This is a genomic window from Corallococcus sp. CA049B (assembly GCF_003611685.1).
GTDB classification, from domain to species: Bacteria; Myxococcota; Myxococcia; order Myxococcales; family Myxococcaceae; genus Corallococcus; species Corallococcus coralloides.
On record NZ_RAWC01000067.1, the window covers coordinates 1 to 24,643 of the forward strand.

The window sequence follows — 24,643 nt, forward strand, 5'->3', positions numbered from 1 at the left end:
GCCACTCCGTGTTCGAGCGCTTCACGTTCGGCGGTGGTGGCGGCGCGGGGCAGGGCTCCGACGCGGCCGGCTCCAACGGCGCCGCTGGCGGCGGCGTGGTGTTCATCCGCGCCACCGCGTTCGATGGCAAGGGCGTCTACAGCGCCTCGGGGTCGACGGCGGGGGCCTCGACGGGCAACGGCGGCGCGGGCGGTGGCGGCGCGGGCGGCGCGGTGGTGCTGCGCGCGGTGGACCTCCTGAACTGCGGCGGGGTCGAGGCGCGGGGCGGCGCGGGCGGCAACACCCAGATGGACAAGCAGCCCTTCGGGCCGGGCGGCGGTGGCGCCGGGGGCCGCATCCTGCTCGAGGGCAAGACCCTCGCGTGTGCGCCCAACGCGAGCGCGGGCAGCGCGGGCGTGTCCGCCTACCCGGGCGCGGATTCGTACGGCGCGGGGCCGGACAGGGACCCGTCCACGGGCGGCGCGTCCACGGGGACGGTGCAGGAGGTGGCCCAGCCCTTCCAGGTTCCCGTCACGCCCGTCATCACGGCGCCGGTGTCGGACGAGGCGTCCACCGCCACGCGCCCGCGCTTCGAAGGGACCGCGGGCATGACCGGGCCGGTCGTCCACATCGTCGTGGATGGGCGGGAGATTGGCGCGACGGTGCCAGGGTCGGATGGCCGCTTCACCTTCGACCCCACCGCGCCGCTGAGCGCGGGTGTGCATGACGTCGTCGCGTGGGCGGAGTCGCTGGGCGTGGCCAGCAAGCCCTCCACGCCGGTGCGCTTCACCACGCCCGCGGTGGTGCTCGCGGACGGTGGCGTCGTGCAGATGGCCGTGCTGGTGGTGCCCTCGAATGGGGACACCGTGGGGCCCACGCCGCTGTTCGCCGGCACCGCGCCCAATGGCACCAGCGTGGGCGTGGTCATCGACGACGGACCGGACAACATCGTGCCGTTGGACCTGCTGGGGCGCTTCCGCTACCAGGTGCCGGACTCCGCGCCGCTGAGCGTGGGCACGCACAAGGTCACGGTGCACTCGCACAACGAGGCGGGCGATGACGGGCCGTACTCCGACGTCGTGGGCTTCGAGGTGGTGGTGGCTGGCGCGGACGGCGGAACGGATGGCGGCACCGACGCGGGCACGGTGGATCCGGCGACGCCCATGGTGCTCGTGCCCGAGGAGGGCGCGACGGTGGATCCGACCTTCATGTTCGTGGGCGTGGCGCTGCCCGGCACGACCGTGCGGCTGGAGCTGGACGGCACGGCGCTCGCGACCGCCACCGCGGATGACGAAGGCGTCTTCCGCCACGTGCTGACGGCGGACACCGCGCTCGCGACGGGGGCGCACAAGGTCGTCGCGCAGGTGGTGACGGCGCAGGGCGAGGCGGGGCTGCGCTCACCGGAGGTGGGCTTCCAGGTGCGAGGCCCCACCGACCTGGACGTGGGCTGCGGATGCGGCTCGGCGCCCGCGGGGATGATCAGCCTCTGGGCGCTGGTGGGGCTGGGCGCGCTGGTGCGCCGCCGCCGCATGCGGAGCTGAGGGGCCCGCCGGGCGTCCGGCCGGGTCGGCGGGCGCGGCGGGAGGGGGGCCGTTATCTTCCCGCGCTCGAAGGCGTCCCGGCTCCCGGGGCGACAGGGTGGCGCGCGTGACGACGGACGTGTCCTCGGAAGAAGGTGCTCCACGGCGGGCCCGGCGCTCGGCCGGGGCTCCGCGCTGGCGGTGGGTGCTGTCCCTCCTGCTGGGGTTGGGCCTGCCCGTCGCGCTGCACGTCTACATCGGCCTGCGCCTCTTCACCGCGCCCGGCTGGCCCGCTCCCTGGGCCGCCGTGGGCTGGGGGCTCCTGGGCCTCTGCTTCCTCGTCCTGCTGGCGGGTTTCCGCGCCGCCTCGCGCCGGAGTGAGGCCACCGGCTTCACCCGCGTCATCCAGTGGGGCGCGTACCTCTGGCTGGGCGCGTTCGGCGTGTTCCTCACCGCCGTGCTCGCCTCGGACGTCGTCGGCGCCGCGCTGTCCCTGTCCGGCGCCGTCACGGACATGCACGCGCTCGCCCGGGGCCGCGCGGCCGCCGTGCTGGGCACCGTCGTGCCCGCCGTGGCCTTCGCCTTCGTCACCGCGCGCGGCAGGGCCCGCGTGGAGCGCACCACCGTGGCGCTCCAGGACCTGGGCCCGGGCCTGGAGGGCATCCGCGTCGTGCAGCTGTCCGACGTGCACGTGGGGCCCACCCTGGACGGCGTGTGGCTCCAGCGCGTGGTGGATCAGGTCAACGCCCTGAAGCCGGACCTCGTCGCCATCACCGGGGACCTGGTGGACGGCTCCGTGGACGAGCTGCGCGACCAGATGACGCCGCTCGCGTCCCTGAAGGCCCCGCTGGGCGTCTACTACGTCACCGGAAACCACGAATTCTACCACGGCGCCCGCGCCTGGATGGCCGAGGTCGCCCGGTTGGGCATCACCGTCCTCACCAACGAGCACCGCGTCGTGGAACGCGGCGGCGCGGAGCTCGTCGTCGCGGGCGTCACCGACCACGACGCCGGCCACATCGATCCGCCCCTGGAGAGCCGCCCCGACCTCGCGCTCGCCGGCGCCCCGCCGGACGTGCCCCGCCTGCTGCTGGCCCACCAGCCCCGCACCGCCCTGTCCCTCAAGGGCCTGCGCGTGGACCTCCAGCTGTCCGGCCACACCCACGGCGGGCAGATCTTCCCCTTCATGTTCTTCGTGAAGCTCCAGCAGCCCGTCGTCCAGGGCCTGGCCACCGTCGCCGGGACCCGGGTCTATACGCACCGCGGCACCGGCTACTGGGGCCCCCCCATGCGCCTGGGCCCCGCCCCGGAGATCGCAGCCCTCACCCTGGTAGGAGCTCCCCGTTCTACCGGTGATTCAAGCCAAGCTTGATATTTCCGTTCTTGCTGCTTATTGTTGGGGGCGTGTCCACCGCACCATCTTCCCTCCTTGTCCCGGAATTCGCTTTCAGCCGTCCCACGGCGCCCGCGGTCCCGGGTGCGCGGCGCGGGACCCGGGTCCCGGTCGCTTCGCCCCGGACGGGGATGGCGGCGCCGGTGCTGCTGGTGGTCTCCGAGTCCCCCGAGGTCCGGCTGGCGGTGGCGCGCGAGGTGGGGTTGGGGTGCCGCATCGTGACGTCGCTGGGGGCCACGTCGGCGGACCGGCGGCTGGACATGGGCGTGGCGGTGGACGGGCTGGTGCTGGACCTGGACGCGGATCGCCGCGTCGTGAGCGACTTCCTCTGCCGTCTGGTGGACCGGGGCTTCCACGGTCCGCGCATCCTCCTGTCCTCCGGTTTCCGTCCTGAAGCGAGCGCCACGTTCCTGACGGCCTGTGACACCCACTTCGCACTCGGCCGGCCCTGGCGCGCCGGTGAGCTGCGCTCGCTCCTGGAGAGGGTCCTTGGGGTCTCCCACCTCGCTCAATCCGCAAGCCGTCCGTGACTCCCGCCGTGACGCTCCCCGCCTGGCGCCGTTGACGGCGCGGGTGGCGGACGCGGGCCACGGGTTGTTCACCGGTATCGCCGGGGCGTCCGCGGGCGCCGCGCGCAGCGCGTACCTGGCGCTGATGCTCTTCGCCAGCGGCATGGCCCGCTGCGCGACGGGGCGCTCCCGCGACGGGCTGCCCCAGCTCAAGCGCTGCCTGTTCCGCGTGGCGCAGGTGCCGGTGGACCTGGTGCTGATGCTGGGCGGGCGCGTGCTGTCCGCCGTGCAGGTGGTGACGGGCCTGGAGCCCGTGGGCCGCCGGCTGACGGACGCGGAGGTGGACCGGCTGCGTCCCATCTTCGGCGACAGCCTGGACTACCGCTGCGTGCGCGTGAAGGAGGGCGCCCTGGGCCTGCTGGGCCTGCCGGGCCGCGCGTTCGCGCATGGGGATGTCCTCTTCATCCCGCCCGGCTACGGCGCGGTGGGCTTCCGGCTCTTGGTGCACGAGCTCACGCACGTGTGGCAGCACCAGCACGGCGGCACGGGCTACCTGAGCGGCGCGCTCGCCGCCCAGTACCTGGGTGACGGCTACGACTGGCGCAAGGCCGTGGGCCACCGGCGCTGGGCGGAGCTCAACCCGGAGCAGCAGGCCCAGTTCATCGAGGACGCCGCGGACGCGCAGCTCATCCCCCACGTGGGCCGCCCCACGCCCCAGCAGCGGCTGCGCGGCTGGAGCGACGCCGCCCTGTGCCTGCTGGACGAGGCCCTGGACTGCCTCTACGCAGGACGTGGCGCGCCGTGAGGCCGCCCGTCCCGGCTCCATGACGGCGCGCACCGCCCGGCCCGGCGGAGCGCCCGAGGGCCGCTGCCTCCAGTCCCTGACCTGGCGGCGCCTGGAGTCCCCCGGCACCGAGCACTTCGAGCTGTGGGAGTCCGCCGAAGGGCCCCTCCTCACCGGCACCGTGGTGGGGGTGGGCGAGGGATTGCCGCTGCTCGTGCGCTACACCGTGGCGTGCGACCCGGACTGGCACACGCGCGAGGCGCGGCTGGCCGTGCACCAGGGCGGCACGCGGCGCACGCTGGTGCTCCAGGTGGATGACCACCAGCGCTGGTGGCGCGACGGGCGCGAGGTGCCGGAGCTGCGCGGGTGCGTGGACGTGGACCTGAGCGTCACCCCCGCCACCAACACCCTGCCCATCCGCCGGCTGGGGCTGGAGCCCGGCCAGGCCCGGGACGTGACGGCCGCGTGGGTGCGGCTGCCGGACCTGTCCCTGGAGCGGCTGGAGCAGCGCTACACCCGGCTGTCCTCCACCCGCTACCGCTACGAGAGCGCGCAAGGCACCTTCGTCGCCGAACTGGACACCGACGCGCTGGGGCTCGTCACGCACTACCCGGACGGCTGGGAACGCGTCGCCACGACGGACGGTTGAGCCCCGGCGCAACCCGGGACCCCGAACCCGGACAATCTCCCTGTCCTTGCAGGATTTGCGTGTCGTTTCATGTAGGCTAATGGAGCCGTGAACGACGCGCTTCCCGTGGACGAGGGAATGCAGGACTACCTCCCATATAGGGATGGGCCCGGGTGACGTGGCGGGTTATAACGACCTCTGAACCGTTCCGGCGGTGGAGGGGTCGCGAGCCTTGCGGCCACCCCACCGGACGTCACGTGCAAGGTTGATGTGGTGAAAACCCACCCCCGAGGTCCTCTCGCATCCGGCCGCGTCCGGAAGAAGCCCCGTGCGGCGCCCGCGTCGGCGGCGGCGCTGTCGCGGCGGCAGTTGGAGCGCAAGCTGGCGGTCAGCGTGGGGGCGGCGGCCCGGGCCGCGCGGCTGCGGGCTGGCCTCACGCAGGCGGACGTGGCGGATCGCGTCGGCATCGCGTCGGAGGTCTACGGCCGGCTGGAGCGGGGCAAGATGATGCCCAGCGTCCCCACGCTGTTCCGCCTGTGCCTGGCGCTGCAGCTGTCCGCGGACGCGTCCCTGGGGCTGGCCCTGGCGGCGGCGGCGGGCGCGGGGCTGTGGGAGGAGGACTCCACGGACAAGGACGACCTGCCGGAGATGCGCCGCCTGCTGCGCGCGGTGCGCCGGCTGCCGCGCCCCCAGCTCAAGCTGATGAGCCTGGTGGCCAGCGCCATCCTGCCCACGCGCCGCTGAGAGGGCCTCTCAGGGAGCCGACGTGGGAGGGCGGGCCGTGCCCGCGCGCGGGTCGGCCTTCGTCACCCGCCACACCCAGCCGGACGGGGTGGTGTCGCGCTGCGCGGTGTTCACGTCCACCGCGTACACGTCCAGGGTGTGCTCGCCCAGGGGCAGGTCCTTCAGGCGCCACGGGGATTCGCAGGGGATGTAGAGGCTGCCATCCAGCGAGCACCAGAACACGGGCTTCAGCGTGGTGGCGGTGAAGACGAAGGTCGCCTCCCTGGAGGGCGTGGCCCCGGGGGGCCCTTCGTCGATGAACGTGTCCGGCCCTTCATTGCCCGCGCGCGCCAGCGACGGCGGGAAGAGCAGCGGCATCAACATCAGGCCCAACAGCAGTGACGCGAGCAGTCCGTGGGGAAGGTAGCGCAGGGACGGCGGGGGAATCATAAGCAGGCTCGCGTGACGCCGGGCGCCGCGCGAACCCTGCCTTGGTGCATGTCGTTGGAGAGTGCTCTGGGAGGGTTGGGGCGTTGCACCATGGGCATGGCGTCCGGGAAATGGGAAAGGGCGACTTCCTGGAAGGTGGGGATGGATCCGAAATGGGGCGCCCCGTCCCGGGGACCCACCCCGCCATCCACGGCGAGACGTGACGCGGAGGGCAAGTGTCCTCCAGCGGAAAAGGTGCGCCGCCCGCACGGCCCCGGCCGGGCGGTGATGGCACGCGTCACGGCGCAGCGCTTGTCAGGGCGGACATCCCCTGGCCTCATGGGTGCTGGCCGGGACCTGCCTTGCACGAACGCCATCGACCATGACCTTCGCGAAGAGGAGCACGCCCTGGCACGCCGCCGCGCTGGCCCTTTCCCTGTGCCTGTCGTGGACGGCGCTCCCGGCTCGGGCCCAATCCCCTGAAGCGGACCCTGGCGGTGCCCGGCTGGGCGACACCCTGGACGCGGGCCTGCCTGTCACGGAGGAGAACCTCACCCCCGGCGCCGCCCCGCGGAGCCTGGACGCGCCGTGGACGGAAGGGGACGGCGCCCGGGACGGGGGCGCGGGCGCGGTCGCGAAGGAGGCGGACCTCCAGCGCACCCCGGACGGCGGCTGGGCGGTGGAGCCCGGCGCGGCTCCCGGCGACGGCGCTGACGGGGGGCCTGCGTTGGCTGCCTTCGTGCCGCCCGCGCTGGTGAGGGACTCGCCCGCGCCGTACCCGCCCCGGCTGGTGGGCGAGGGCGTGGCGGGCACGGTGAAGCTGGAGCTGCTGGTCGACGAGGCGGGCGAGGTGGACACCGCCACGCTGGTGGAGGGCGTGCACCCGCTGCTCAACGAGGCCGCGCTGCACGCGGCGCCGTCCCTGCGCTTCTCTCCCGCGAGGATGGAGGGCCAGCCCGTCGCGGTGCGCCTGTTCTTCGAGTACCGCTTCGAGGCGCCCGTCCCCATGGCCACCGCGGCGGACGGCGGCACACTAGCGCCGCAAGGCCCCATCACCCTCAAGGGCCTGGTGCGGCAGAAGGGCAACCGCCGGCCGCTGATTGGGGCGACGCTGGTGTCGGACGCGGCGCCGGACTCGCCGGTGCAGACGGACGAGAACGGCCGCTTCGAGGCGCGCTTCCCCACGGGCGGCCAGGCGGTGCGCGTGTTCGCTCCCGGCCACAAGCCCGGCCTGTTCCGCGAGGCGCTGAAGGCCAGCGAGTCGCTGGAGGTCGTCTACGGCCTGGAGCCGCTCGTGGTGAACCCCTACGAGACGGTGGTGAGAGGCGACCGCGAGCGCACGGAGGTCAGCCGCATCACGCTGCACGACGCGGAGCTGCGGGAGGTGCCCGGCACCATGGGCGACCCCTTCCGCGTGGTGATGCTGCTGCCGGGCGTGGGCAGCATGCTGTCCGGCGTGGCGTACCCGGTGGTGCGCGGCAGCCAGCCCGCGTCCACGGGCTACTTCCTGGATGGCATCCGCATCCCCATCCTCTTCCACCTGTTCCTGGGGCCCGCGGTCATCCACCCGGACTTCCTGGACGCCATCGACTTCTATCCGGGCTCGCCGCCGCCGCAGTACGGCCGGCTGATGGGCGGCGCCATCGACGGGCGCCTCACCCGTCCCCGCGACGACCGCGTGCACGGCAGCGCCTACGCGGACTTCATCAACGCGGGCTTCTTCATCGAGACGCCCTTCAAGTCCACCGGCACCAGCGTCAGCCTCGCGGGCCGTTATTCCTATACGCCGTGGATCATCGCGCTCGCGGCCAATCAGTTGCAGGACCCGCCGCCGCCGGGGCGCACCAACCCGAAGGTGGTGTTGGACTTCTGGGACTACCAGGCCCGCGTGGAGCAGGACGTGGGGCGGGGCAAGCTGCGGCTGTTTGCCTTTGGCTCGTCGGACACCTTCGGCTCGGAGGCGCAGGACGACCAGGGCGACACCGCGCTCCAGTCCGTCGCCTTCCACCGCGTGGACCTGCGCGGCCGCCACCCGCTGGGCAAGGGTGAGCTCGAGCTTGGCGGCACCTGGGGCCTGGACCGCTTCGCCGTCGTGTCGCGCGGGCCGGACAACGGGAACGAAATCTACATCGACCAGGGCAACTTCTCCGGGCGCCTGGGCTACAGCGTGCCCCTGGAGGAGCGTCTGCTCTTGCGCGCGGGCGCGGACCTGGAGCACAAGCGCGCCATCGTGGACGTGCTCTCCGTGGAGAACGGCCAGGAGGTGGAGGAGGACACGGTGCGCGTGCCCGTGGCGCTGGCCACCTTCACCGGCGCGTACGCGGAGGCCGTGTGGACGCCCAATGACAGATGGACGGTGGTGCCCGGCCTGCGCCTGGACAGCTACCACCTGTCCGGCGGGTTCGACCACAAGGTCCTCGAGCCGCGCCTCACCGTGCGCCACAAGCTCACCGACACCGTGACGCTCAAGGGCGGCGCGGGCATCTTCCACCAGCCGCCCACCACCCTCATCAGCCTGCCGGTGGTGGACGTGGGCAGCCTGTTGTTGGGCCTCCAGGAGGGTGTGCAGCTCTCCACCGGGGTGGAGTGGAAGGCCTTCGACAAGTGGGAGGTGGGGCTGGATGTCTATGTGAACCCCATGCTGCGCACCATCGAGCTCACGCCCTTCTCCGATGAGGGCCTGACGAACGACCTGGATGGCATCGGCGGTGATCCGGACGAGCCGCCGCCCGCGCCCGGGGGTGGGGGCGTCCGCCAGGATGGCTTCCGCCGGGTGCGCGCGCGGCAGATTGACGTGGATGGACCGCCCATCAGCCGGGACGACTGGGACCTGCCGGACTTCACCAGCCATGGCCTGGCGTATGGGTTGGAGTTGCTCATCCGCTACCCGCTGGGGAACAACTGGTTCGGCTGGCTTTCGTACAGCCTCCAGCGCAGCACGCGGCGCACCACCTTCTACCGGTATGACTCATCAGGTCGGGCCATCTCCGAGGAGTCCGCGGATCTGCCCTTCGCGTTCGACCAGACACACATCCTGAACCTGGTGGTCAGCCACAAGTTCTCCAACAACATCACCCTGGGAGGCGTGCTCCACTTCAACAGCGGACGCCCGGAGTACGGCACCCTGGGAAGCCAGACGCACCGCGAGGGCGTGGACCCCGACGGCCGCCCCACGTGGGTGCAGGTGGATCGCGACCGGGTGGACCGGCTGCCGGCCTTCTTCCGCTTCGACCTGCGCGTCTCCAAGGCCTGGGCCTATGACACCTTCAGCCTGGAGGCCTATCTGGACATGCTCAACGTCACCCTCAACACGGAGACGCTGGGCTTCGACTACCTGGGCGGCGGCTACAGCCGGCAACCCCTGACCAAGAGTGCGGTGGGACTGCCCATCGCCCTGCCCATCATCGGCGTCAAGGGCCGCTACTGACCTGCCCTCCAGGGCAGGTCCACTGCTCGGGGATGAACCGAATTTCGCGCCCCCTGCCCTCCAGGGCTGCTCCACTCGTGGCCAGATGTGTCAGTATTCCGTGAGACGCGGGTTTTTCCAGCCTGCCCGGCACCGACGTTAGGGGTGGGGGAACAGACCTGTAGCGTCGGGGGGAGCACGATGATGGGTTTGTCCTGGGGGCCGGGAATGGCTCCGGCATGGGAACTGCCCGCTGACAGCGAGACGCCCTGCATCCTCCTCGAGCCGCTGCACGGGGAGACGGGCGAAGCGCTCGATTTCCGGTGGACGTCCATGAACGTGCCAGCGGAGGGCTGGGTGCGCTCCCTGGAGCTGGGCCGTCACGTGTCCCTGTGGACGCGGGAGGGCGCCGCGCTGTTCGACGTGGCGACGTTCGTGCGCGTGCTGATGCGCGGGGTGCCGCAGGTGGGCCTCCTGCCGGGGGACGCGGCGGGGCGGCGGTACGTGGTGGTGCGGCACGGAGAGGGATTGGCGCTGTGGCTGCTGCCCCGCGACGAGGGGCAGGCGGCGGACGCGCATCAGGCGGAGCGGGAGCGGGCGGCGCGGCAGGAGGTGGAGGCGGCGCTGGCCCGGGCGGAGCAGACGGTGAGCGCGCTGCGCGAGGCGGAGGAGCGCTACCGGCTGGCCACGCGCGCCACGCATGACGTGCTGTGGGACTGGCACTTCGCCACGGACCACGTGCGGTGGGACCCGGGCACGGGGAACGCGTTCGGCCACGCCACGTCCGTGCTGGAGCACAAGCTGGGCTGGTGGGGCGAGCGCGTGCACGACGACGACCGGGACCGGGTGGTGGACCGGCTGGTGGAGTTCGTCGCGTCCACGGGTGACGTCTGGAGCGAGGAGTACCGCTTCCAGCGCGCGGACGGCAGCTGGGCGCATGTCCTGGACCGGGGCGTGCTGGCGCGCGACGACGAGGGGCGCCCGGTGCGGATGATTGGCTCGATGATGGACGTCACCGAGCGCACCCGCCAGATGGAGACGATGGTGGAGGAGGCGAGATTCCGCGAGCGCTTCATCGGCATCCTGGGGCATGACCTGCGCAATCCGCTCAACGCCATCGTGCTGTCCGCGCGAGCGCAGAAGCGCCGGGGGCCGCTGGAGTGCACGCCGGAGCAGCACCGTCAGCATGCGCAGCGGATCGAGGCGTCCGCGACGCGCATGGGGAACATGATCGCGGACCTGCTGGACCTGACGCGCGCCCGGCTGGCCGGCGGCATCCCGCTGCGCAAGGGCCCCACGGACCTGGGGGCGGTGTGTCAGCAGGTGGTGGACGAATTGTCCGCGGCGTACCCGGACCGCGCGGTGGCGGTGGACGTGGACGGCAAGGCGGAAGGGGAGTGGGACTCGGAGCGGCTGGCGCAGGTGCTCTCCAACCTGGTGGGCAACGCGCTGGAGCACGGCAGCCCGGACGCGCCGGTGTTCCTGCGCTGCTGGGCGAAGGGCGAGCACCAGGTGCTGGAGGTGCAGAACCCCGGCAATCCCATCCCGGAGGAGTTGCGCGAGCGGCTGTTTGATCCGTTCCGCCAGGGCGAGGGCGAGCGCGGGCAGGGCGGCAGGCGCAACAGCGGGCTGGGGCTGGGGTTGTTCATCGTGAAGGAGATCGTCCAGGCGCACGGGGGGACGGTGGAGGTGACGTCGACGCAGAAGGAGGGCACGACGTTCACGGTGCGGCTGCCGCGGCCGCCGCGCCCGAAGGCGAAGGCGAAGGCCGGCCGGGGTCGGACGCGAACCGCCTGATCTTTTGGAAGGGGTGAGCGTTCGCCGCCATGCGCTGAGGGAGGGAGCGTCCGCCGCCGCACGCCGCGCGTGTTGTGCGAAGGACCGAAGGGGATGGGCCGGGAGGGCAGGGATGCTGCGCGCTTCATCGGAGTGCGTTTACCGGTTGATCAGGCCGCACGGCTCGTGAGGCCCTCACGCGGAGGCAGTCCCCATGCATCTCAATCCCCCTCGCAGCTCTTTGCTCCGTTCCTCCCCCTGGACGGCGCTCTGTCTGGCCGCGGCCCTGGTGGGCTGCGGTGCTTCCCTCGGCGACGCCACGGAGGAGGTGGGCCAGTCCTCGGACGCGCTCGCCTCCACCAATGGGCTGACGGTGAATGGGCTGACAGTGAATGGCCTGACGGTGAATGGGCTGACAGTGAATGGCCTGACGGTGAATGGCCTGACGGTGAATGGCCTGGCCACGGACGCGTTCCGGATCTGGTTCCAGCAGGCCCCTGTCTTGTCGGACATGGTGATGAGCTACGTGGTGAAGTGCTCGATGGCGGCGGGGACGACGCTGAGGTACCACGCCCCGGCTACGGGCAAGCCCTACGTCTGGGACGGGAGTCTGGGATTGGCGCCGGACTGGTCCGCGGGGCAGCCCATGTCGGTGGCGGAGCAGCAGGTGGTGAGCGCGTGTCTGGCGGCGCACGCGAACAAGTACGGCGTGCACGTGAACATCTCCGTGCTGGGGCGCGACGCGGTGGGCGGGGCGGTGCCGTACACCCAGGACGAGCTGAGCACCTACAGCGAGAAGGAGGCGTGCTTCTTCGGCAACCTCTTCACGGGCGAGGGTGTGTTCGCGGCGAATGACGGCGCGTACCTGGACTACGACGAGAGCACGGTGCGCACCTGCGGCCTGTCGTCCTGGAGTGACACGACGGCGTGCACGCCCATGCAGCACGTGGGGGCGTGCCGGTACTACTGCACGCTGGACGCCACGAAGACGTACTACACGCGCTGCACGTACAACGGGGTGAACTACCGGCCCATCACCACGCGCATGCTGCCCCAGGACATCTACCGCTGCGGCGACGGCGTGTGTCAGCTGACGGAGAAGTGCGGCGCCAGCACCACGCCGGACCGCTGCTCGGACTGCGGCCCCTGCAAGTAGACAGCGGGAGGGGGCTTCCTCAAGTGGGGCGGGGCCGCGCGGCGTGGAGCCGGTGGCGCGTGACGAGGTCCCCCCACCAGCGGCCGATGGTCGCGACCGTGGCCGCTCCATCCTGGCCGTGGCGCACGGGGTGGTCCATGCGGATGGCGTCCCAGCCCCGGTGCTCCAACACCACGCGGGTGCCGCCGAAGGTGGGCTCGAAGCGGACGTCGACCTCGGTGGTCTCCCCGGGGGCGAAGTTGCTCGCGCGCCATTGGAAGACGAGCCGCGCGCCGGGCTCCCAGACGAGCACGCGGCCGATCTCGAAGACCCTGTCCTCGAAGGACTCCACCAGCCGGCCGCCGGGGCCGAGCGGTTCGAAGCGCAGGACGCCGCTGGGGTTCTGGAGGCCGCGGTAGCGCGGGCTCTTGCCCCACCAGAGGTCGGTCTCTTCCGTGAAGACCTCGAAGGCATCCAGCGGGGACACGGCGACGAAGGTGGTGACGCGGGCGCGGTCGGCCGTCATGACTTGCGGCCTCCGGAGGGCTTCGTGCCGCGGGTGCGCTCGGCGTGGGCCTTGAAAGCGCCCAGCTGGTCGCCCCAGAAGGACTCCACCTCGTCCAGCCAGCCGCGCAGGGCGGCGAAGGGCTCCGGGCGCAGGGAGTAGACGCGCACGCGGGCGTCGTCCGCGTCGATGCGCTCCTCCACGAGCCCCGTCTGGCGCAGCACGCGCAGGTGGCGGGACATGGCCGGGGGGCTCATGTCGAACGCGGCGGCCAGCTCTCCGGCGGGGTGGGGCCGGCGGCGCAGCCGGTCCACGACGCCCCGGCGCGTGGGGTCGGCGAGGGCGGCCAGGGTGCGGTCGAGCGCGGACGGGGTGGCCATGACGGGAGCCTACTTCGGCGTGAAGACGCGCTGGGTGAACCACCAGCGGTGGCCTTCGACGTCCTGGGCGCCGTAGGTGCGGTTGGTGCCCCAGTCGTCGCCGTAGTTCTTGGTCTCGGGCTCCTGGATGATGTCGGCGCCGGCCGCGCGCGCCTGGGCGCAGTGGGCGTCCACGTTGTCCACGTAGACCGTGAGCGTCTGCGTGTTGACGCCCCCGTGCAGGCGCGGGCTCTGGTGGAGGCCGTGGCGCCCGGAGGAGTTCACCATGATGACGCCGTCGCCGTAGGCCAGCTCCGCGTGCACGATGGTGTTGTCCGCGCCCTCCACCTTGAGGCGCGTCTGGAAGCCGAACGCGCGCTCCAGCCAGTCGATGGCGGCGGGAGCGTCCACGTAGAAGAGGCTGGAGGAGATGCGCGGCCAGTCCTGGGGGATGGGCTTCATGGCGGTGGCTCCGGGCGGACGAAATTCGTTAACGTCAGGGTGAATGGTTAACCCTGACGTTAACGTTCGTCAACCTGTGAGCCGCTAGAAGATGCCCGGGAGGGGGTGGTCGCGGCCGGGAGTGCGGGGAGCCTGGCGAGGGTCCTTCGGCGGTTCCACGTTGGGCCCGAGGATGGCCGGCAGGGAGGCGGTGAGCCTGCCCACGTACAGCAGGCCCTGGAGGCCTTCGTTCGCGGACGATGGCTGCATCAGGATGTGCGGGCTCTGGCCGGGGAGGGCCGCCACCTTTGGCGCGGGCGTCGCGCCCACGATGCCGCAGACCAGCTTGCTGTCGCGGTCCAGGTCACAGCCCCAGCGCAGGCCCTGCGCGTAGCTCATCTCCAATACGACGAGCGAGCGGTTCTCCTTCATCAGGTGTGCCATGGGGGTGAAGGCCGGGTCCCACTGCGTGCCCTTCCGCATCTGCGTATGTGTGTTGCCCGCCAGCACCACCTGGACCTCGTCTGGCTTCGCGGCGCGGCGCTTCGTCCAGACCTGGGCCAGGGCCGCGTCGCGCTCGCTGCCGTTGAGCACGTCCGTGTCGTAGGCCACCACCGTCACGCGCAGCCCCGCCGCACGCAGGGCCCGCATGCGGTCGATGAGGTCCATCACGGCGCGGCTGCTGCGGCCGTCCTGGTACGTGCGAGTCCAGAAGCGGCCTTCCAGCAGCGCGTCCTGGTCCGCCGGGGCGCCGGGGCTGGACAGGTACTTGTCCACGCGCGCCTGCTCCGCTTCGGGAAGCGACAGGCCCAGCACCACGGCGAGCCCCGTCTGGGCCGCCTGGCACACCACGTGGCCCACCACGTCCGGCACTTCGTTGGAGCCCAGCTGCTCGCCGATGAGCAGCGTGAGCCCCGGGTGCAGCAGCTCCGGCAGGCCGCGCACGGACGTGGTGCACGGTCCTTCCGCGACGGCCTCGTCCTTCCAGCGCTCCAGGTAGAACTCCGGCGCGCGGACAGGGTCCGGGCGCTTCTCCTCCACCACATTGCCAGCGAGGACTTCGACGGAGGGCGCGGACTCCAGCCGCAGGGTGAGGGCCTGCTCCAGGTCCAGGTCTCGGGTGCCGTGCTGGGCGCCGCGCAGCATGGACAGCCGCTTGGTCATCGCGTCGTCCTGGCCGAAGTCCACCTCCTTCACGAAGGGATTGGCCTCTTGCTCCCAGCGTTCCATGTACACCTTCCACCACACCTTCTTCCACTCGACGTCATTGCCCGCCGCCTGCTGCGTCATGCGGAAGATGCGCACGACGGACTGGCGCGGGGCCACGCTGATGCCGGTCACCAGGTAGCGCGTGTAGGTGGTGTTGCGCGAGCCGGCCCGGTCGGGTTCGGACCAGGTGGTGACGAGCTGGTTCGGATCCTCCGTGTCCTCGAACGTGTAACCCTGCTCTTCCAGCAGCTGGCGCGTGGCGGCGAGCGCCTCTGCCAGCGGCTTCTGGAAGACGTGTTCGTACTTGGGCAGCTCTGCTTCGGGTGCACGCTTCGAGTGGGCACATCCGACAGACAGCAGGAGCAGCGCGACGACGAGCCAACGACAATGCATTCTGTCCCCCTGAGAGAAATGCAAAGCGCCTCTCAGTAGAGCCTGTTCCGCGCCGGCAAAGCCAGAGGGGGGGCATCTGCACGTTCGTGGTCTGTCGTCAGCCCTTGTTCAGTGATTCCAACTCCAGGTTTCCGGAACCCAACGGGTGATGGATGCCCCTTCCAGGACGGGATCGAGGAAGCGTTTCGCGGCTTCGGTCACTTTCTCCAGTGTGGGCCAGGGGAGCTGGTTGTCCTGGGCCATGTCCGCGTAGGGCCTCTCCCAATCCCTGGACGGGAGGGGAAGGGCGCCCGGCAGTGGATGGGTATTTCGGAAGTCGAAGGTCAGCTTGAGCGCTTGTCGCAGCCGCACTGCCTCCAGTGGCTTCCGTGCCTGCGCCAGCAGCGCGAGGTCGGGCAGGTCCTTCACGCGGGAGTTCGGCCGCAGTCTGGGCATCGTGTATGTGTGCAGTTTCTCCGCGAGATGGGTTTCGACGGGGTAGAGCCGCAGGCGGGGCGGCGCGATGTTCGCGAAGCCGAGCACGTCCGGGGCCGTGACCTCATCCGGCGTTCCCAGCATGGGCTCCCCGGAGGCGACGTCCACGTCGAAAGGGCGACTGTAGAGCTTCTGGGCGAGCCTGCACTCCGCGCGAAAGCGCAGCCCTTCGTAGCGCATGCTCTCGTTCTGGATCTTGGGATGCTCGTCATCCGGGCGGACCTCGAACCTTGAGGGTGACGCTGGAGCCCAGCTTCGCGTGGACGCGGGCGAGGAAGCGGCTGAAGGCCAGCAGTTCGCGCTGACGTTCGAGCGGCAGGTTGCGCTTCTGTGCCTCCTGGCGAAGGCGCTGCTCCAGCGACTGCTTGAAGGCCGCGGGCGATGCATAGGTGCGGCTCGTCACGCGTCGAGGCCTCCAAAGGGCTTCAGGGCCTCCTCCACGGTTGGAAGGGAGCCCCTGACCATGCCGCGATGCAGGGCTTGCAGCGCGGCCTGACGCATCAGGTCCGGAGTGAGCGCGCTCCGCGCGCAGTCATCCAATGTCCTGGAGGGAGTCGTGACCCGGACGGCCCCCACCCACTGGCGCTCGGAGTCGAGCAGGTCGGCGTAATGGAGCACGACTGGCTTCGGCACGCGCAGGCGGCGCGTCTTCCACGCCTTTGGGAGCGTCAGGTGAATCCGCGCGGGCAGGACATCAGAGAGGTCGTAGAGCGCGAGTGCGGTCTGATGGGAGAAGGTTCCCACCTGTTCGGACCAGAGCCACACCGCGACGAGGTCCTCGTGCTCGCCCGCTGGGAAGTGCACCAGCCGGTAGATGCCTCGCTGGATTCGCGAAGCCCGGCCGATGCGCACGTAGTGAGCGAGGAGCTGAGGCGAATAACCCGCCTGGGCCGCCTGCTGCGTCGTGAAGTGGCCCTCCTGGGCCTCGGCTACGCGGTAGAGTTGGTCCCAGTCCGGCTTGATTGGCGGCTCGAAACTCACGCACGAAAATATAGTCCCATTTTAGTTTCGTGCGAGTTGGGTCGCGGTGAGCCGCACAGAAATCTCATCGGATTTTAGTTTTGTGCGGACAGAGTGCGGGTGGAGGGGCCTGGAGGAGTGGGATGCGCTCCGCAGGAAGGCCTCGTCACGGCTACGAAACCGAGCGGCTTGCATCAGCGCGACGGAGGAAGCTTTGTCAGCCTCCGCCTTGCTGTGGAGCGGAGGGGGCGGCGCGATGGGCAGGTACAATGAATTTTTGGGAGTGGTTGGGTGCAGTGCCTGCGGTTGCCTGGGCGAGGTCACCTTTCAGGCGGACATCGGTGTCCTGGAGCACAGGCGCTTTTCTGCCGGTGAGATTGTCTGGGGGCTTGCACCCAGGATGCTGCGGTCGCCCGTAGGGCCTGACCCAGGTGCAGTAGGGCGCGACGTCTGGGCTTACGGACTTGGCCGCTGCCCGAATTGCCTGGCCGAATTGTGGGCGGTTGTTGAGGTCCGGGGTGGCCGGTTTGCCCGGCTCGCGCTGACACCCGAGCCGGAGAATCCCGACGCATGGGGGAATCTGCCGCCTGATGCCCCTTGAATCGATGCAGGGGAGGCCGAACGTGGAGATTGAGGATGGGTGAGCCCGAGATTTTGAAGTCCCTGCTTCAACGGGCGATTGAGTCAGTGCGAGCGGACCCCGTGCACGACCTTTCGTTGGGCCTGCGGCGGAAGATCTGGAGGTCGCTGGGGCGTGAGCAGGGGCGTGGACCAGGGTATGCCCGGCGTGTGGCGCTGGCGCTCACGACTGCCCGGCTTGTGCTTCCTCTCTGGGAGTTGAAGTCCTCACAGGACCGCACGCCGCACACGGTGCTGGATGCGGCGGAAGCGATGAGGGTGGGGCGGCTCGACAAGATCGAAGCCCAGGCACTCTGGCAGCGGGCCTGGGACCACATGGTGGAGTTGTCGTCTTCGGATGAGGATTCGCAGGGAGCAGCAGCGGGATTCTCCGCGGTGCAGGCCCTGCTCACCTGCATCGACGACGAGACCTTCCCGCTGACTGAGGACGATGCGCACCTGCGCGACAACCAGGTCGATGCGGAAGACATGGATGCGTCCATGTTCGCAGCGGCTGCCTCCGCGGGCGGGCCCTCCTGGGACGCATCATCCGACCCCGAGCGCCGGCTTCAGTTCTGGGAGTGGTGGCTGTCCGAAGCTGTACCCCATGCGTATCGAGCCGTGGCGAGCAGCCCCATCGAATTCGCAGTGGCGAGCGTCAATCCCCAGCCGGGGGGCGTCCGCGCAGCCGGACGCATCTTCGAAGGAATCATCCGCGTCGGCGATGTCTTCTCGGTCGCCTTCAAGCTGACTCCAGTGCGGACACCCGAAGGGTATGGTCCGTCCATTCGCTCAGACGACCGGCCGGTCTCGATTCGCATTGAGCAGATACGCGCTTATGGCCACAGCTTCCAGAAGCTTGAGGCTGGGATGACCGCTGAGCTGGTCTTGTCTGGTGATGGTGCAGAGAGTCTCGCGCAGGGAGACGTGCTCGGTGGAGAACTCTGTGTTTGATGAGTCGGATCTACCGGGGCTTCGCGAGGTTCAACTGCCGTGAGTGCGGAGACGCGTACATGAACGGAGAAGCCTTTGTTCGTATTGCAGTAGAATCGCGGGATAGGGCTGGGGTCGAGAGCGCCCTGCGGGAATGCCTGGGGTTGAAAGGTGATCTATCCGAGGCGAGCGTCCTTTGGTTTCATGTTTCCGTTGAGGACCTCTCCGCCGAGCTGGCTTACACGAGAGCGTTTCTTCGTGCCCATCGCCTTGGGGATGAAGTCGCTGACGCGTGGGGTTTGGACCTGGACGCCTTCGTGGTGGAGGTGCAGATTTTTGGCCAGCGCGAGTGTTTCGGGAAGGAGGTGGAGGCGGTGCTGGGGGATCAGCTGGGTCGAGCACTGTCGGTTCGCCTTTCGTGCAGGACCCTGGTCTCACTGCAAGGCGGAGAAGTGCTACTTCGCGCCTATGATCAAGGCGTCATGATCCGGGATCTGCGGGAACGATATGCCTCCTTCCTGGCGGGCAGTTCCTGGCTACCTGCCGAAGGACTGTCGAAGTGATGTTCACGGCTTGTAGCCGGCTACGCATTGCGGAGGGGGCGATTCTTGATTCATGGTGAAATCCGAAAGGGCCGTGTCGACATGAACATGAAATGGGAGATGGCTATCGAAGAAGCCTTTCGATTCGCCGACGGCCATGTTGTTTTTGTGGGAAGAATCCAGGAATGCCCCGCTTCATCAGCCCCTGTGTTTGTGAACTCTGGCGGGGCACAGAAAGGGTAAAGCGCTTGCGACTTGAGGGGGAAATGTTGCCGGAAACGCATGCGCTGAAGGATCTCCGGTCGGTTTCCACTCGCGAGTGTTGACGTCGAAGCCGCTGCCTTCGCGGAGGGTGGCTGGCGCCTGATTCATGTAGGCGAAGTCCAGGAGTGATGGCGATGCTTCACGAGGCGTTTTATCTCATCAGGCCGAAGCCCATGGTCCTGGCTCAGGCCGCCGCATCGGGTCTCGGTGACCTCGAGTGGCTCGTGGAGCCACAGTTCTGGCGCAAGGGAGAGCCGGACCGCTCTTCGTGGAGCCGGGAAGATCATCTCGTGCAGATGAAGCTCCTCTACCTGGCCTGGCTCAGGTCCGAGTACGGCGGGCAGCCTGAATACGAGCAGTTGTTCGGGGCACTTCCGCTCAGCGTCGAGTCGTTCGACCAGGGATGGCTGGTGGAACGGTTCTACTTCCCTGAACCCGTTTCGGAGATTGAGAAGGCTTTGAAGCCGAAGGTCGTCCAGGCTTTAAGGGAGACCGGCCACCCGAACGTGGATGGATGGATTTCGGAACTCCGGCAACGGAAGTGACGGCTCCGCGTCAGCGCGACGGCGGTGGACAGAGGGGGCGCGAACGGACCGTTTCTGAGGCCAAGGACAGGTCGGGGACCAATGTAGAGCCTGTGGAGGAGGCCAGCTGCCGTATGAGGAGTGGTTCCAGCACAGCCGCGGTGGTCGAAGCGGTGGCCCCGGGCACCAAAAGATTCAGGAGCGCCTCAAGCAGCAAGGCCTAAAGACCGAGGTGCCGTTCGGAAACCGAGCTGCAGATGCCGCTGGCCCCGGCGAGATTCACCAGATGGGTGGCCTGAACAAGCGCGGGGACCCGATTCTGCGCGAGCGTGAAGCAATCCATGATATTCTCGATTCACCTGCGTACAGCAATGAGACAATCTACTTCTGGGACAAGACGAATCCGGCTGCAGGCCCCGTCGTAAATCCGCACCTTCAGCCCAGCTGGGGTCCAGTAGGGAATCGGCAGCCATGAGTACTCAGTTTCGAATCGCAACTGATGCGCGCGACGAGCAACGGCTCTGTGAGTTTCTGAGGGACCGCTGGCAGGCCATGTGTGCACCACGGTTTTCAACGAACCCTCAGCTAGAGGCGGTGCCGGTCGGGCAATGTTCGAGTCCCGAGCAGGTCGTGTTTCCGGCAGACCTGCTGGCTCTTGTCCAGGGTCGCGTTGCTCCCGTGGTCGGGCGGGATGGCGAGTTCCATGTCTATCCCAAGGCTGGTGCATGTTTGGAGTGGACCAGAGCACAGGCGCGGGACCGCGATGTGATTCCAGGGCGGTTCTATCTTGATGCGTCGCCCGGTGGGGGTGCGGAGGGAAGGCGCCTGAAGAACATGATGAAGGAACTCCTGGCGTTTGTTGAAAAGGAGAGTCCCCTCGTTTCCAAGGACAAGGTCCCCATTTTCGTCGGCCGGAGCTTGGCTGAGCGCGTTTCAAGGGGAGACGCTCAAGTCCTGTATGGGGGCGGCTCTCCAGTTTCCTTTGAGTCGGCTGGAGAGTAAGCAGTCGGCAAGAGTCGCTTCCGTGTCAAGGACCAGGGGCATGGACCGCGTGAGGGCCGGCCAAGCGGATCGCCTCGGTGCCTAACGCGCCTCGACCGCGGAGGGCTTCCTGCGCCGGGCTTCGGCGCAGAGGTGGCTGCCGGGGTGACGCTGACCCGAATGCAACTGAGGTCTACGCGCGGCTCGTCGCCCGATGCGGCCGAGGTTGTGGAGACCCCGAGTGGCGGAACTGCGGCGGTGCCACATGTACCCGAGGCGGGCTCCGGAGGTGCGCTCCCCCCTCAAGGCGGTCAAGCCGACCGAGAACATGGTCGGGCAAGAGACGAAGATGGGGTGCGGCCCTGCCTGTGCACGGCAGCTACTGAAGGAGCGCGGGGTCGAAGTTTCTGAGACAGACCTTCGCGATGCCTCAAACTTCTCGCCTGAGATGGGAACAGATGCGCCAAGTCTCGCCAGGGCGATGAACAAGTACGAGCCTGACTCCGGTACCCAGTGGGTGGAAAACCTGTGTATCCTGACGAGCTTGAACAGCAGAGCTACCCGTACATTGCGTTCATGCGAGGCTCCTATGGCCCCGCCCATGCAGTGATTGTCGACAAGACGACCCCCAAGCAGGTTCGGATTCGGGACCCGTGGGGGCCGCAGGCTGAGGCGTCTCCTGAGTCGCCAGGTCCCGGTATTGGCTACGAGGCCAAGATGGACAGGTCGGAGTACATCTGGGTTACGAGACCGGCCCACTTCTGGACCGTTACTCGGACGTCCAGAGGCGCAGGATGCAGCTCGGAAGGAGGGAGTCAGTGAACCTGGCGCAGGCGGTTGAACTCCTGCGGAGCAGGGGTATCGAGGTCCGCTACATGGGGGGGGCTGACTCAATGATTATGTGCCGCTACAGGCACCCCGCGACCGGGAACTACGTAGCGTTCGCGCTATGCAAGAGAAGGGAGACGTGGACGTTCTCCCACATGGGGCCCGGCCAGATGATGACCGAGCGCCCAGTGGCCGACATGGAGGAGTTGGTCCGGCTGGCTCTTGAGTGCGTCTCTATCGCTCGAGCGGAAGACTGATTCACGCTTGCAGCGGGCGGCTGTAGGTGGCGCCTTGCGATTCCGAGCGTGGCTGTCCCGAAATGGTGGGGTCGTCCTGCTGCTTGACGGCCCTCCGAGCAACTGTGGTGAGCAGGGGGGCCGGTAGTCTACTTCCGAGACAGCCCCGCTCAGGCGACTGCGGACTCCGGGCCGGCCGCCACGGCCCGCGCCACCGTGGACCTCGGCACCGCGTAGCTCCTCGATGACCTCGAAGGTGTCCCGGATGCCCGAGCGGGTGAGCCGGTCCAGCTTGAAGACGTACAGCCGGCGGACATGGCCACCCCGGGCATTGGCCCGGAGGCGCTCCAGTTCGGGCCGGGCGAGCGTCTTGCCGCTGCGCTTCTCGCTGTATCAGTGGGTGACGGTGTCGCCCCGGGCGGAGGCTGCGCGCTCGACGGCGGCCCGCTGGGTGGCGGTGTCCTGGGCTCGGCTGGAGACGCGAAGGTAGGCGGCGGTCGTCATGGCGGGCTCCTTGGGCGGTTGGTGGCGGGTGGGCTCGATAGGCACTGGGGGCGTGAGCGGGCGGGTGCGGCCATTGCCTCAGGGGTCGAACGTCTGGAGCTTCCGGGTGAGTTCGATGGCTTGGCGGGCGTGGGCCAGCAGGGAGTCGGACACCTCCTTGGCGAGAGGGCGGACCGGCTTGGACAGGACGTTGCGGCCGATAGCGAGTAGGAAGGGCCGGCCCTCAATCAGTCCGGCCTCGAAGTCGGGGAGGGCCAGGAGCCGCTCGCGCATCGCCCAGGCGCGGCCGAGGGCGTTGTGGTGGTCGGGCGCCTCCAACCACTCCGAGCACCTTGAGGAGGGCCGCCCCCTGCGTCGCCTCCGCCACCGCTTGCTGCTGGGGGAGGCGCAGCAGGTTGAAGCGCTCGAAGAGTGCGATGGCCAGCGAGCGGTACCAGCCCACCAAGTCCTCCCGGCCGCAGTCGAGGAAGTCTGCGAGTTCCTCCGCCAGGGTGACGAGGTCCACGGAGGTGAGCATCGAGGTGGAGTCGAGGTCGCAGTAGTCGAGTGGGATGGACATGGCGAGGGCTCCAGGCGGATGTGGGTGTGGGGTTGATGCTTGCTGTGCGTTGGTGGCGGGGGACTCCTCTGGGGAGGCGCAGCTCGGAGGGCGGACGGGGCTCGCGCGCCCCCGCGGGGGCAGGCTCCGAGGAGACGCGGGAGTACCTGGCCGGCGGGCGCGTCGAGGATGGTGTCGAAGTCGGCGGAGTTCTCCGCCTCCCCGACGTTCACGAGGACAGTGTGGGCGCCGTACGCCCGGGCCAGCTTCACGAGAAGGGCGGCCGGGAGCACCTGCCCTGAAGTGCCCGCCGCCAGGAAGTAGAAGGGGTATCCCTCAGCCGCCTGGATGAACCGGACGGCGCGCTCCAAGGACTCGCTCTCCACGGGTTCGCCGAACCAGGTGACGCCCGGGCGCAGGTTGGCACCTCGCCGTAGCTGGCCTCGTCATGGAACCCCGCGCTCCCCGGGCACTCCTCGTTCGAGCACCGCGTGGCCATCAAGGCTCCATGGAGTTGCTCGACTCAACACGACTAGGTCGGATGCATGATGCGCCTGCCTTGGTTCCGATTGGAGGCATGGGCCAGATACCAAATCAAGGTGTCATTGGTAGGATCACAGTCTTTGCTGGGGATGGCGTCGTGCTACTTTCTGGTCGGGGGTGGTGATGAGTAGTTCGTTGACTGTTCGTGTGAGTGGAAAGATGGGTCTTGGGGATGTCATTGTTGGTGCATCGAGAGCTATTGCCGAATTGATTGATGCGCCACCTCCTGAGGTGGTGGTGCTCGATGGCTTCGGAAATCAAGACGAGTACGCGAACTTGCGCGAGCTTGGTCGCGGCATGGCTGTCTGGCGGTTTGCCACGGTTGCCCCGCAAAGCCTGGTGTTTTGTACGGTGGTCGAAGCGCCTGATGGAGAGCTCGAAGCAATGCTCGAAGTGGGAGGCGAGCTTGAGCCGATGGGGTACGTCTTGGCCGCAGCGTTGGCGATTTCGCTGGCGAGAGTTTCTGGGGCTGGAATTGTCGATGAGGCCAAAGCCTGGTCTGGTGCTTATGAGAACACTGTTCAAGGGTTTTTACAGCAGGTCAGGGTGCGAGGAGATGGGTGGGGGTGCCAAGAAGCGGCCGGTCGATTCGTGGAACGTCTTCGCCATCTGAGATGAGGGGGGAGGGTGATTCGCGTTGGCCCCGAAGCGCTTGCCGACGAAGCCACTCTTGCAAATGCTATCGCGCATGAATTGAGTCATGGGTGCGACTGTCTGCATGGCGGTGTTCATAGACCTCATGGAAATGTGTCGTCTGTTGGTGATGGAAGTCCCTGGGGTGCTGGGAATGCCCTTGAGGCATTCATTCGAGGTGAAAGATGAGCACCGGTCATGGTCAGGCTTGGCGGGGTGTGCCGGAAGAGTGCCTGCGGGAGTGGTATGCTGTCTTCGCAGGCTCAAGAGAGGGCTTGAACTTGTCCTCGCCATGCCCGGTCTGTGGCGCACGAACACTTCATCGGTATTATCAGCATGGAAAGAAGGTTGAGGTCGTGGCTGATGGAGAGTTGTACGTGTCGCGCGGAGCGAGTTGGGAGTGGTGCAGTGCCTGCCGTTCCTACGAACATGCAACAGCACTTGTTCCGGCGTGGTGGTCAGGTGAGCTGGATGTAGATCTGTCAAAGCTCACGGCTGAGCCCGAAGCGTTGGAGGCAGCGCTTCATTAATCGTGAGAGGGATTTTGCGCCCGGATTGAGCAATAAGGAGCGGAAGGTTTTGTGCTTGGATGCGATGGGGCGCTTGCGGAAAACGGACAAGAGCCTGAAGGATGCGTCGCTTTTCCTGGAGAGTAGGTGACGTGGAGACATGACGGTCAAATGCGTGACTATCCGCCAGAGTATTTCGAGCAAGTAGAGAGGGCCGCCTCGGATGGGGACTCATCTGCCATGCTGCAAATGGGAGTATGGTTACTAGGAGTCTCTGGGAGCAGGCTGAAGCGCGATCCGGTCGGGGCATTGCGGTGGCTCCGGCGTGCAGTTGAGGAGGGAGGTCAAGCCCATGCCATGGAATTGC

At 68.5% G+C, this 24,643-nt stretch carries 23 protein-coding genes and 1 pseudogene; 14 read left to right on the forward strand and 10 right to left on the reverse strand.

What is annotated here, in order from left to right; translation table 11 throughout:
- The 6 genes from D7W82_RS17100 to D7W82_RS17125 form a co-directional block, all read left to right on the forward strand.
- Positions 1–1,520: MYXO-CTERM sorting domain-containing protein (locus D7W82_RS17100; RefSeq protein ID WP_233587702.1), on the forward strand; the 1,520-nt coding region annotated here is incomplete at its 5' end.
- 106 nt (positions 1,521–1,626) lie between these two features.
- Positions 1,627–2,871: a metallophosphoesterase gene (locus D7W82_RS17105; RefSeq protein WP_370451018.1), complete on the forward strand. Its 1,245-nt coding sequence runs from the start codon at positions 1,627–1,629 to the stop codon at positions 2,869–2,871.
- Between the two features lie 152 nt (positions 2,872–3,023).
- A complete protein-coding gene (locus D7W82_RS17110) occupies positions 3,024–3,422 on the forward strand; it encodes a hypothetical protein (RefSeq protein WP_233587704.1) in 399 nt (132 codons plus the stop codon).
- Entirely contained in the window at positions 3,382–4,206 is an 825-nt protein-coding gene (locus tag D7W82_RS17115) for a DUF4157 domain-containing protein (protein ID WP_233587705.1), read from the forward strand. The genes D7W82_RS17110 and D7W82_RS17115 overlap by 41 nt, the downstream gene beginning before the upstream one ends.
- A gap of 19 nt (positions 4,207–4,225) precedes the next feature.
- Positions 4,226–4,834 carry a putative glycolipid-binding domain-containing protein gene (locus tag D7W82_RS17120; RefSeq protein ID WP_120619407.1) on the forward strand — a complete coding sequence of 203 codons (609 nt, stop codon included), beginning with the start codon at positions 4,226–4,228 and terminating at the stop codon, positions 4,832–4,834.
- 252 nt (positions 4,835–5,086) lie between these two features.
- The gene (locus tag D7W82_RS17125; RefSeq protein WP_337459953.1) at positions 5,087–5,557 is read left to right on the forward strand and encodes a helix-turn-helix transcriptional regulator; all 471 of its coding nucleotides are present in this window, start codon (positions 5,087–5,089) and stop codon (positions 5,555–5,557) included.
- 9 nt (positions 5,558–5,566) lie between these two features.
- On the opposite strand, the gene D7W82_RS17130 is transcribed toward D7W82_RS17125, so the two are convergent.
- Positions 5,567–5,986, reverse strand: a complete 420-nt coding sequence (locus D7W82_RS17130) for a hypothetical protein (protein ID WP_120619378.1) — start codon at positions 5,984–5,986, stop codon at positions 5,567–5,569.
- Positions 5,987–6,347: 361 nt separating this feature from the next.
- Here D7W82_RS17130 and D7W82_RS17135 point away from each other — a divergent pair, with 361 nt between their 5' ends.
- From D7W82_RS17135 to D7W82_RS17145, 3 genes are all read left to right on the forward strand, one after another.
- A complete protein-coding gene (locus D7W82_RS17135; RefSeq protein WP_120619379.1) occupies positions 6,348–9,392 on the forward strand; it encodes a TonB-dependent receptor domain-containing protein in 3,045 nt (1,014 codons plus the stop codon).
- 207 nt (positions 9,393–9,599) lie between these two features.
- Positions 9,600–11,168, forward strand: coding sequence for an ATP-binding protein (locus D7W82_RS17140; RefSeq protein ID WP_158617682.1), 1,569 nt, complete (start codon positions 9,600–9,602; stop codon positions 11,166–11,168).
- A gap of 193 nt (positions 11,169–11,361) precedes the next feature.
- A complete protein-coding gene (locus D7W82_RS17145; protein WP_120619381.1) occupies positions 11,362–12,303 on the forward strand; it encodes a hypothetical protein in 942 nt (313 codons plus the stop codon).
- Between the two features lie 19 nt (positions 12,304–12,322).
- Here the strand turns inward: D7W82_RS17145 and D7W82_RS17150 are convergent, their stop codons facing one another.
- The 7 genes from D7W82_RS17150 to D7W82_RS17175 all read right to left on the reverse strand — a co-directional run bounded on the left by D7W82_RS17150 (position 12,323) and on the right by D7W82_RS17175 (position 16,644).
- Positions 12,323–12,808, reverse strand: coding sequence for an SRPBCC domain-containing protein (locus D7W82_RS17150; protein WP_120619382.1), 486 nt, complete (start codon positions 12,806–12,808; stop codon positions 12,323–12,325).
- Positions 12,805–13,167 (reverse strand): helix-turn-helix transcriptional regulator, encoded by a 363-nt coding sequence (locus D7W82_RS17155; RefSeq protein ID WP_120619383.1) that lies wholly within the window; start codon positions 13,165–13,167, stop codon positions 12,805–12,807. The genes D7W82_RS17150 and D7W82_RS17155 overlap by 4 nt, the downstream gene beginning before the upstream one ends.
- A gap of 9 nt (positions 13,168–13,176) precedes the next feature.
- Positions 13,177–13,608, reverse strand: a complete 432-nt coding sequence (locus tag D7W82_RS17160; RefSeq protein WP_120619384.1) for a VOC family protein — start codon at positions 13,606–13,608, stop codon at positions 13,177–13,179.
- Positions 13,609–13,692: 84 nt separating this feature from the next.
- Positions 13,693–15,189, reverse strand: a complete 1,497-nt coding sequence (locus D7W82_RS17165) for a hypothetical protein (RefSeq protein ID WP_120619385.1) — start codon at positions 15,187–15,189, stop codon at positions 13,693–13,695.
- Between the two features lie 108 nt (positions 15,190–15,297).
- Positions 15,298–15,843 (reverse strand): nucleotidyl transferase AbiEii/AbiGii toxin family protein, encoded by a 546-nt coding sequence (locus D7W82_RS17170; protein ID WP_233587707.1) that lies wholly within the window; start codon positions 15,841–15,843, stop codon positions 15,298–15,300.
- Between the two features lie 28 nt (positions 15,844–15,871).
- Positions 15,872–16,066 carry a hypothetical protein gene (locus D7W82_RS41570; protein ID WP_233587709.1) on the reverse strand — a complete coding sequence of 65 codons (195 nt, stop codon included), beginning with the start codon at positions 16,064–16,066 and terminating at the stop codon, positions 15,872–15,874.
- Positions 16,063–16,644, reverse strand: a complete 582-nt coding sequence (locus tag D7W82_RS17175; protein ID WP_120619386.1) for a type IV toxin-antitoxin system AbiEi family antitoxin domain-containing protein — start codon at positions 16,642–16,644, stop codon at positions 16,063–16,065. Before D7W82_RS17175 ends, D7W82_RS41570 begins: the two co-directional genes overlap by 4 nt.
- 615 nt (positions 16,645–17,259) lie before the next feature.
- Here D7W82_RS17175 and D7W82_RS17180 point away from each other — a divergent pair.
- The 4 genes from D7W82_RS17180 to D7W82_RS41575 all read left to right on the forward strand — a co-directional run bounded on the left by D7W82_RS17180 (position 17,260) and on the right by D7W82_RS41575 (position 21,570).
- Positions 17,260–18,195: an Imm5 family immunity protein gene (locus D7W82_RS17180; protein ID WP_120619387.1), complete on the forward strand. Its 936-nt coding sequence runs from the start codon at positions 17,260–17,262 to the stop codon at positions 18,193–18,195.
- A 59-nt stretch (positions 18,196–18,254) separates the two neighbouring features.
- A complete protein-coding gene (locus tag D7W82_RS17185) occupies positions 18,255–18,737 on the forward strand; it encodes a hypothetical protein (protein ID WP_147439360.1) in 483 nt (160 codons plus the stop codon).
- 371 nt (positions 18,738–19,108) lie between these two features.
- Complete coding sequence (locus tag D7W82_RS17190; protein WP_120619389.1) at positions 19,109–19,525, forward strand: hypothetical protein; 417 nt, start codon at positions 19,109–19,111, stop codon at positions 19,523–19,525.
- Positions 19,526–21,303: 1,778 nt separating this feature from the next.
- On the forward strand, positions 21,304–21,570 hold the full coding sequence (locus D7W82_RS41575) for a hypothetical protein (protein WP_233587711.1): 267 nt from the start codon (positions 21,304–21,306) through the stop codon (positions 21,568–21,570).
- 210 nt (positions 21,571–21,780) lie between these two features.
- Here D7W82_RS41575 and D7W82_RS42550 read toward each other — a convergent pair.
- Both D7W82_RS42550 and D7W82_RS40080 read right to left on the reverse strand, forming a co-directional pair.
- Positions 21,781–21,930: pseudogene (locus D7W82_RS42550) on the reverse strand (recombinase family protein); the annotation flags it as partial.
- Between the two features lie 346 nt (positions 21,931–22,276).
- Entirely contained in the window at positions 22,277–22,612 is a 336-nt protein-coding gene (locus D7W82_RS40080) for a hypothetical protein (RefSeq protein WP_147439361.1), read from the reverse strand.
- Between the two features lie 645 nt (positions 22,613–23,257).
- Here D7W82_RS40080 and D7W82_RS40085 point away from each other — a divergent pair.
- Entirely contained in the window at positions 23,258–23,752 is a 495-nt protein-coding gene (locus D7W82_RS40085) for a hypothetical protein (RefSeq protein ID WP_147439362.1), read from the forward strand.
- Positions 23,753–24,643 lie beyond the last annotated feature (891 nt).